This window comes from Candidatus Schekmanbacteria bacterium (genome assembly GCA_003695725.1).
Taxonomy (GTDB): domain Bacteria; phylum Schekmanbacteria; class GWA2-38-11; order GWA2-38-11; family J061; genus J061.
Map to the genome: position 1 here is coordinate 1 of RFHX01000165.1, position 6111 is coordinate 6111.

Annotated in this window: 6 protein-coding genes; 4 read left to right on the forward strand and 2 right to left on the reverse strand. The window is 37.8% G+C overall.

Annotated features, from left to right (window positions below; all coding sequences use genetic code 11):
- The first annotated feature begins 217 nt into the window (after nt 1-217).
- From D6734_06600 to D6734_06615, 4 genes are read left to right on the forward strand one after another with little or no spacing between them, the layout of a single operon-like run.
- Nucleotides 218-1441, forward strand: a complete 1224-nt coding sequence (locus D6734_06600) for a threonine synthase (protein RMF94946.1) — start codon at nt 218-220, stop codon at nt 1439-1441.
- A 38-nt stretch (nt 1442-1479) separates the two neighbouring features.
- Complete coding sequence (locus D6734_06605; GenBank protein ID RMF94947.1) at nt 1480-1761, forward strand: MoaD/ThiS family protein; 282 nt, start codon at nt 1480-1482, stop codon at nt 1759-1761.
- 16 nt (nt 1762-1777) lie between these two features.
- The gene (locus D6734_06610; protein RMF94948.1) at nt 1778-2017 is read left to right on the forward strand and encodes a FeS-binding protein; all 240 of its coding nucleotides are present in this window, start codon (nt 1778-1780) and stop codon (nt 2015-2017) included.
- 21 nt (nt 2018-2038) lie between these two features.
- Nucleotides 2039-2434 (forward strand): M67 family peptidase, encoded by a 396-nt coding sequence (locus tag D6734_06615; GenBank protein ID RMF94949.1) that lies wholly within the window; start codon nt 2039-2041, stop codon nt 2432-2434.
- 16 nt (nt 2435-2450) lie between these two features.
- Here D6734_06615 and D6734_06620 read toward each other — a convergent pair whose 3' ends face one another.
- Both D6734_06620 and D6734_06625 read right to left on the reverse strand, forming a co-directional pair.
- Nucleotides 2451-2840 (reverse strand): hypothetical protein, encoded by a 390-nt coding sequence (locus D6734_06620; protein ID RMF94950.1) that lies wholly within the window; start codon nt 2838-2840, stop codon nt 2451-2453.
- A 101-nt stretch (nt 2841-2941) separates the two neighbouring features.
- Nucleotides 2942-6111: PAS domain S-box protein (locus D6734_06625; GenBank protein ID RMF94951.1), on the reverse strand; the 3170-nt coding region annotated here is incomplete at its 5' end.

The following is a 6111-nucleotide window of genomic DNA, read 5'->3' on the forward strand; positions in this document are numbered from 1 at the left end:
CAGTATCTCCTCATCACTCGACCGGAATGATGAGAAAATGCTCTTTAAACAAGCAAATTTTATATTGACAAAGCAGAAGATATCAAATATTGATTAGCATCATATCTTTCAATTACATAAAATATCTATGCCTAATTTAAGAATAATTCAGGCAGAGAAATCCCCTAAAATATAAAATGCTTTTATTTTTCAGGGATGATGAAGAAAAGGAGATGTAATGGGTAAAGTAAAAGGTTTGATTTGCAGGGAGTGTAAAAATGAGTATCCTGCAGAAGCTATACATGTTTGCGAATTTTGCTTTGGTCCTCTTGAAGTCAATTATGACTATGATTTCATAGCAGGTACAATTTCAAAGGAAAAAATCGAAAAAGGTCCGCCCAGTTTATGGAGATATATCGACCTTCTGCCAGTGAGCGGCGATTTCATAGTAGGTGAAAATTCAGGATTTACGCCTCTTGTAAGAGCAAAGAATCTTGGTGCTGAATTAGGGCTGAATAATCTTTATATTAAAAATGACACTGTCAATCATCCAACTTTATCATTTAAAGATAGAGTGGTAGCAATTGCGCTGTCGAGGGCGAAGGAATTTGGTTATGATACAGTTGCCTGTGCTTCAACTGGAAATCTTGCAAATTCAGTTGCAGCAAATGCCGCGGCGGCAGGCTTGAAGTGTTATGTTTTTATTCCCGGAGACCTTGAAGCAGGGAAGATTTTGGGGAGTGTTATTTATCATCCAACAGTTGTTGCAGTAAATGGAAACTATGACGATGTCAACCGGCTTTGCTCAGAAGTGGCAGGTGAATATAATTGGGCATTTGTAAATATCAATATCAGGCCATATTATGCAGAGGGTTCAAAAACACTTGCTTTTGAAACTGCAGAGCAGCTTGGCTGGAAGGCGCCTGACCAAGTTGTTGTGCCTGTTGCATCGGGGTCGCTTCTTACTAAAATTGGTAAAGGATTCAATGAGTTGAGCAAGCTGGGGCTGATAGGAGATGTAAAAACAAAGATTAATGGTGCTCAAGCAGAAGGATGCTCACCTGTTGCAACGGCTTTTAAGAATGATACAGAGTTCATAAAACCGGTAAAGCCAAATACCATAGCTAAATCGATAGCCATAGGCAATCCTGCCGACGGTTATTATTCATTGGTAACAGTTAAGAATAGTGGTGGAGTTTTTGAAACAGTAACTGATGAAGAAATAGTTGAAGGAATGAAGCTTCTTGCCTCAAAAGAAGGGATTTTTGCAGAAACAGCAGGAGGTGTTACCATTGCTGTTTTGAAAAAACTTGCTGAGAAGGGGAAAATTGGAAAAGATGAGCTTACTGTGGCTTATGTAACAGGCAATGGATTGAAAACACAGGAAGCAGTTGTCGGTGCTGTTGATAAACCAATAAAGATTAATCCCCACTTGAAAGATTTTGAAGCTATTCTAAAATAATAATTTGAGAAGCAAATTGTGGAAGAAAGGAGTATAAGATGGCTGTTAAAGTTAGAATACCTACACCTCTTCGGAAACTTACCAATCAAGAGTCCGTTGTTGAAGTTGAAGGGACAAATGTTCTTGAAGTAATCGATGGGCTGGAAAGCAAATATCAGGGGATAAAAGCACGACTCTGTGATGAAGAAGGAAATGTGAGAAGATTTGTAAATATCTTTGTCAACGAAGAGGATATCCGCTTTATGAAGGGGACGGAAACAGAAGTCAAAGACGGAGATGAAGTTTCCATTGTCCCTGCCATTGCAGGTGGAAGAAATTAAAAAGAGATTATGAAATATGTCGATTTTTAGGGCGCGGTTAAAATTTACTGGAGAAGTCGTAAAAGAGCCGATTATCTATCGTCTTGTGAAAAATTTTGATGTCGTGCCCAATTTGAGAAAAGCGCTCTTTGATTATGATACGGGCTGGGTCGATATCGAAATTTCCGGCGATTTCGATGAAATAGAGCGTGCTGTAAAAGCGCTCAAAGAATGGGGCGTAGAAGTCTTCCCCATCGAGGGCGATGTTATAGAATAATATCTCTTTCCTGAATAAAAGATGCTCTCTATACCTTCTTCCATTTATGACAAGTTGATTAGGCAATTGAAGAAAGAATATCCCTATGAGGGATGCGGTGCCCTTCTTGGAAAAGATGGAAGAGTAACGGAGATTGTTGAATTTACAAATATAGAAAAAAGCCCTACTTCATTTCAGTGCGACCCTTATGAGCAGCTAACTTTATTGAGAAGGCTTGAAGAGGAAGATATAGACCTTTTATGCCTATACCATTCACATCCTGAAGGTGAATGCAAACCATCAGAAAAGGATATTCGCCTTGCTCAATTCAATTGTTATTATCTTATTGTGCTTTTAAAGAATCTTTCAAATCCTAAAGCAGGACTCTTTTCTATAAAGGACGGAAGGTATCAGGAAGAGAAGCTGGTAATTGAGTAATCAATCAGGGAGAAATCTATCGTTGTTGGTTTGCATTGTCTCTTGAAAAGATGCTTTTCCTTAATCCCGGCACTTGGACAGGAATATCCTTAACGAGATTTCCTTCTACAAACCATAAAAATTTATCCTTCTCCTTGTAAACCCATTCTTCCACCTTTCGCGGCTTTTCTTTGCCTGAAACAGCTTCCTTATAAACCAATATATATGATGGCGGACCAAGCTCGTCATAGATTTTCTTCTGTATTGCAGATAGTTTTTTCTCTTTCAGCACGGGTTTTTCCCATATATTCGGTTTGACGAATTTTCCTTTTTTTATATATGACACATTGTTTGCGCACGCAGATAAAAGAAGCGTAAGGATAATTATCAGAAATATATAAAAAAAATATCTATTCCCTTTGTTCATATCTAAAGTTTTATTCTTAATTTTTTGTTCTTATATTATGAAGACAATTTTTTGTCCAAAGGAAATTATAGGGAAGGGAATATGAAGTTTCTTAACTTTCTTTATTTGCTATTGAGCACTTCGCGGACTTTTTTAAGAAGTGCCTGGGGTGTAAAAGGTTTTTGAATGTAAGGGATATTCCCCTTCAATCCGCCATTTCGCAGAAATTCATTGTCCGAATAACCTGACATAACCAATGTTTTGATTGATGGATTCCTTTCTTTTATTTTTTTCGACAGTTCGATTCCATCCATTCCGGGCATTATAAGGTCTGTGATGAGTAGGTCAAAAGGTCCAGCGCCATTGCCGGCTTTTTCAAGGGCTTCTTCAGGTGTTTCAGCTGTGTCAACTCTATATCCTTTAGATGACATTATTTCTCGCGTCAGCTCTCTTACAGTTTCCTCATCTTCCACTACAAGCACTTTTTCGAAACCGATTGATGCTTCTGCCTCTTCAACAACATCTACAATGTCGCTGATTTCTTTTACATCAACGCGCGGAAGGAAGATTTTGAATACTGTGCCTTTACCAACCCTGCTGTGCACTGTAATGTAGCCGCCGCTTTGTTTTACCACTCCATACACCGTTGACAAGCCCAAACCTGTACCTTTCCCTTCTTTTTTTGTTGTAAAGAAGGGTTCGAATATCTTTTTTTGAGTTTCTTTGTCCATTCCTATGCCTGTATCAGCAAAAGATAAAAGAACGAATTTCCCGGATATGACATCTGCTTCTTCCTTTATGTATTTCTTTTCAAGTTCGACATTTGATGTCTTTATGACAATTTTTCCACCCTTCGCCATAGCGTCGCGCGCATTTACAGCAAGGTTGAGAAGCACCTGCGCCATTTGGTCGGGGTCAACTTTAATAGTGCCAAGTCCTCTTTCCTGAAGTTTGAGTCTTATTTCTATATCTTCCCCTATAATTCTTGAAAGCATATTTCTTATGTTTTCAATCAATTGATTGAGGTTGATAATTTTTGGCTCAATAACCTGTTTGCGGCTGAAAGCAAGGAGTTGTCGTGTCAGCGCTGATGCTCTTTCGCCTGCATTTCTTATTTCTTCAGCATACTTTTTTACTTCACTGTTGTTTTCAATCGAGGTCAATATTAATTCGCTGTAACCCAAAATTCCAACAAGAATATTGTTGAAATCATGGGCAACACCGCCTGCTAAACGCCCCACTGATTCCATCTTTTGTGACTGAAGAAGCTGTTCTTCTTTCATTTTAGAGTCTGTAACATCTCTTTTTACTCCCACATAGTTGATGATTTTTCCGCTGGAATCGAAAACTGGCGAGATTGATGCTTCTTCATAATAGATTTGTCCGTTTTTACGCTTATTTATAAATTCTCCTTCCCAAGTCTTACCGCTTGTAAGCGTATTCCACATATTTTCATAAAATTCTTTGCTGTGCTCTCCGCTTTGTAGAATTCGCGGATTAAGACCTAAAACTTCATTGGGTGAATAACCTGTAGTTCTTTGGAATGCAGGATTCACATATTGAATATTTGCGTCCTTGTCGGTTATAACGATACATTCATTTGTCTGTGAGATTGCAGTGGCAAGAAGCCGCAATTCTGCTTCTTTTGCTTTTTCATCTGTTATGTCAGTGGAAATGCCGCATAATGCATAAACTTTTCCTGAAAAGTCATATAATGGAAATTTCACCGATATGTATGTGTGAATGCCGTCCGCCTGTTCGACACTCTCCTCTTTCTTTATAGCTATCTTCTCATTTATAACCTTTCGGTCATTTTCAAAGATTTTTTCTGCTGTTTCTTTGGAGAATAATTCAAAATCAGTTTTCCCAACTATTTCGCTTTGTTTAATGTTGAAATTCTTCTCATATTGGCTGTTGATCATTAGATATTTTCCTTCTACATCTTTTATGAATATGAGGGCAGGGCTGTTGTCAATCACAGCGCGAAGCTGAGCTTCTCTTTCTTGAATTATATTTTCAAACCTCTTTCTTTCGCTTATGTCATCAATGAATGTGCAGGTGCCATAGATTTTGCCCGATGCATCGCGAAGCGGAAATTTTGTCGATAAGAGCCACTTTTCATTCTTTGTCTGACGCACAGGAATCTCAGTCCTTATTACTTTGCCTGTTGTCCTTACCTGTATTTCCGCTTTTTCGATTTCTTCTGCAATATCCTGTGGCATATGGTCTTTGGCTTTAGTGCCGATAAGTTTTTCCTTATTCCCTTTGAAGCGAGGCAGGTCGTAAAATTTTTTATTTGCAAGGATATATCTTCCCTCCAAATCTTTGAGGTAGATAATAGAGGGCGAGTAATCCATTATTGCCTGCAGATGTGCTTCTTTTTCTTTTAGGGATTTCATTGTGATGTGATGTCTTTCTATTTCATCGAGAAGCTTCTTATTTGTTTCAGATAGGGATGCAGTCCTTTCTTCGATTTTCTTTTCCAACGATTTCTGTGTTTTTTCTATGGTGTCCAGCATCGAATTGAATTGCTGTGAAAGAGTGCCTATTTCATCATTAGCTTTTATTGGCACTCTTACATCGAGATTGCCTTCCCGTGCTTTTTCTGAGGCATAAGATAAGGATTCAAGAGGAGAAACTATTTTTTTTATGATAAAGAAGAGAAAAATCGAGATTAGTATAAAAGAAATTACGCTTACTGCCAAGTCGATAAAAAGTCTCTTGCTGAAATATCCGAGGGCTTCATTCCTGTCTTCCTTCACGATAAGCCAGATGTTGTTTTCAGGCGTCAATGAAATAGGGCGGCAAACAGCAAAGACAGGTATATCTCTATAGCCCTTGGCTTCAACAAAGGCATTCTCTTCGTGAGAGGCAGATTTATTTTTGTAAATGTCTATTATCTTTTTTAAGCATTTTGATGTATTCTTTTCTTTGTGTAAAAACTTCAAGGAAGTTAAATTTTGTCCCTCTTCAGTTGCCAATATGACTTCAACGCTTTTCCCTAAATAATCCTTTACTTCGAGCATCGGATTTATGAATTCTTCGGCTTCAATATGAGAGGAAGCGGCATATTTAATTTCTTTTGACTTTGAACTATCGCCAATAGCTTGAATTATAAACATATCAAAATGCTTTTTCTTCGAATTTCTTATAAATTCAATATTTATCTTCGAGGGGTTTTTTTGAAGTGCAGAAATAGCTTTCCTTATATTTTCATCTATCTTTTTGCCTAATGAATCTTTTCTGCTTGAGAGAAGAATGGTATGTGAATCGATGTCAATAATGTTTATGC